General features: G+C 65.8%; 2 protein-coding genes. One reads left to right on the plus strand and one right to left on the minus strand.

What is annotated here, in order from left to right; translation table 11 throughout:
• The first annotated feature begins 439 nt into the window (after window positions 1–439).
• A complete protein-coding gene (locus FV228_RS25985; protein WP_246694034.1) occupies window positions 440–2,011 on the plus strand; it encodes a methyl-accepting chemotaxis protein in 1,572 nt (523 codons plus the stop codon).
• 88 nt (window positions 2,012–2,099) lie between these two features.
• Here FV228_RS25985 and rplS read toward each other — a convergent pair whose 3' ends face one another.
• Window positions 2,100–2,501, minus strand: coding sequence for a 50S ribosomal protein L19 (gene rplS, locus FV228_RS25990; protein ID WP_147857177.1), 402 nt, complete (start codon window positions 2,499–2,501; stop codon window positions 2,100–2,102).
• Window positions 2,502–2,761 lie beyond the last annotated feature (260 nt).

Genomic DNA, 2,761 nt, shown 5'->3' on the forward strand with positions numbered 1-2,761 from the left:
GCCTGTCCGCGCCGGGCCCGGCGCATCCCGCCGGCCCGATCCGCGCGCCCGGATGCCTCATTGCGGATCTGCCATGCGCCGATGAGAGAGATCGGCTGCACTGTATCCGAACTGTCGTAATCTCTAATACAAATACTCGGCACGTTCCGCGTTCGGCAGAATGATGGCTGGATCAAAAATAAGGATCAACAGTTCTTATCTACATGGCAGCGATCAATATAGAAATTATTTTACTAAATGGGGAAATTTTTTGGATATCTAATATTGAGTTATGCGCTGCGGTGAGCATATTGATCCTTAAACATATAGGATAACCATTGATATGAGCATTTCGCTGGCAAATTTGACGCTGTCACGTAAGCTTTCGCTTCTAACGATACTGACGTGTCTGATTATTGCTACGATCGGTGGCCTGGGCCTCAAGCTATTCCATCGCGAAATGCTGGACGAGCGCGTCCAGTCGCTGCGCGCCATGGTCGAGCTGATCCAGTCGCACGCCCAGGCTCTCGACGAGCGGGTGAAGGCCGGGACGCTGACCAAGCAGGCGGCCCTGTCCGAACTGGCCGAATCGACCATGGCGATGCGCTACAGCGGCGGAACCAACTACATCTCGATCTACACGATGGACGGCGTTGCCGTCGCCGTGCCGAACCGGAAGGATGTCGGCAAGAACCAGCTGGATCTCACGGTCAACGGCATACCGATCATTCGCGCCTTCATCGCTCGCCTGAGATCCTCCGACCCGGCGATGCTTGAATACGAATACCTCCGGCCCGGACGGGAGGGCGTCTTCCCGAAGGTGTCCGTGGCGACCCGCTTCGCGCCCTGGGACATCTTCATCGTCACCGGCGCCTATACCGACGACATCGCGGCGTCGTTCCGGTCGCTGGCGATCACGGTGCTGGTCCTGCTCCTGGGCATCGTCGGCGTATCGGTGCTCGGCTCCCTGCTGATCGGGCGCAGCATCACCCGGCCGCTCGGCCGCCTGCACCGGAGGATGCAGGCCCTGGCGGAGGGCGACATCACGAGCCCGGTCTCCGATACCGAGCGGCGCGACGAGATCGGCCGGATGTCCGCCACCGTCGAGGTGTTCCGCCAGGCCCTGGTCGCCAAGGGCGAGATGGACGTCGCGGCCGCCCGGGACGCCGAGGCCAAGATCGAGCGCGCCCAGGCGCTGGATGCCCTGACCCGACAGTTCGAGGGCAGCGCCGGGACCCTGATGCGGGGCCTGACCTCCGCCGCCACGGCGATGCAGGCCAACGCCGCCACGATGGCGCAGAGCGCGACGCAGACGAGCGCGCGCTCGGCCCAGGTCGCCGAGGCGGCGCAGGAGACCTCCGCCAGCGTGCAGACCGTGGCCGCGGCGACCGAGGAGATGTCGACGACCATCCGGGAGATCTCCGGCCAGATGGCGCGCTCGTCGGCCATGATCGGCCAGGCGGCCACGGAGGCCCAGCGCACCGACGCGATCGTGCGCGACCTCGCCGAGGGCGCCGAGAAGATCGGCGCCGTGGCCAGCATGATCGCGGCGATCGCCAGCCAGACGAACCTGCTCGCGCTCAACGCCACGATCGAGGCGGCCCGCGCCGGCGAGGCTGGCCGGGGCTTTGCCGTGGTGGCGAGCGAGGTGAAGGAACTCGCCAACCAGACCGCGCAGGCGACGGCGGAGATCGCGACCCGGGTCGGCGCCGTGCAGGTCTCGACCCGGCAAGCCGTGGAGGCGATCCAGGAGATCGGCCGTACGGTCACCGAGGTCAACACGCTGGCCACCAGCGTCGCGGCCGCGATCGAGGAGCAGGAGGCGACGACCGGCGAGATCGTGCGCAGCGTGGCGCAGGCGGCGGACGGCACCAGCACGGTGACCGGCAACATCGCTGAGGTTTCGACCGCCGCCCAGGAATCCGGCGCCGCGGCCGAGCAGGTGCTCGGCGCCGCCGCCGAACTGTCGCAGAAGTCCGGGCTGCTCTCCGCGGAGATCACCCACTTCCTCGATCGGGTCCGGGCCGCCTGAGCCGCGGGCATGAAAAAACCGGCCCGGCTGAGCCGGACCGGTTGAAAACCTCGGGGTCCCCGGCTGCGAGCCGGGGCGTCCGATGACCTTACTCGGCGGCGGCGGGGGCCGCCTTCGGGGCATCCTTGGACTTGTAGCGATCGGTGCGCTCGACGATGCGGGCCGACTTCCCGCGGCGGTCGCGCAGGTAGTACAGCTTGGCCCGGCGCACCTTGCCCCGGCGGACGACCTTGATCGAATCGATCATCGGCGAATGCACCGGGAAGACGCGCTCGACGCCCTCGCCGTAGGAAATCTTGCGAACCGTGAAGCTCTCGTTGAGGCCGCCGCCCTGGCGGCCGATGCAGACGCCCTCGTAGGCCTGGACGCGGGTGCGCTCGCCTTCCTTGACGCGGACGTTGACGATGAGCGTATCGCCCGGCTCGAAATCGGGAATGGTCTTCGCGAGGCGCGCGACTTCCTCGCGCTCCAGCTGCTCGATGATGTTCATGGCATAGCTCCAGCCGTTGCGCCGTGCCGCCCCTCATGGGCGTCCGGCACCAGGATTTCGGCGATCCTGTTGTGAGTTGGGCTGCCCTCTACAGGATCGCCGCCGGCTTGTCGATTGCCGATGCCGGTCGCCGCAGGGCGATCGCTTGAAAGGAATGGATTTCGGTGTTGCCTTTTGCGTGATTCACAGGGGGCCTCGGTCTGGTGAGGCATCCGATGTCAGGCAAGGCACTGGTGGAGCATTTTTCGGCGTTGGAAGAC

Origin of the sequence: Methylobacterium sp. WL18 (genome assembly GCF_008040015.1) — a bacterium.
In the GTDB taxonomy this organism is placed as follows: Bacteria; Pseudomonadota; Alphaproteobacteria; order Rhizobiales; family Beijerinckiaceae; genus Methylobacterium; species Methylobacterium mesophilicum.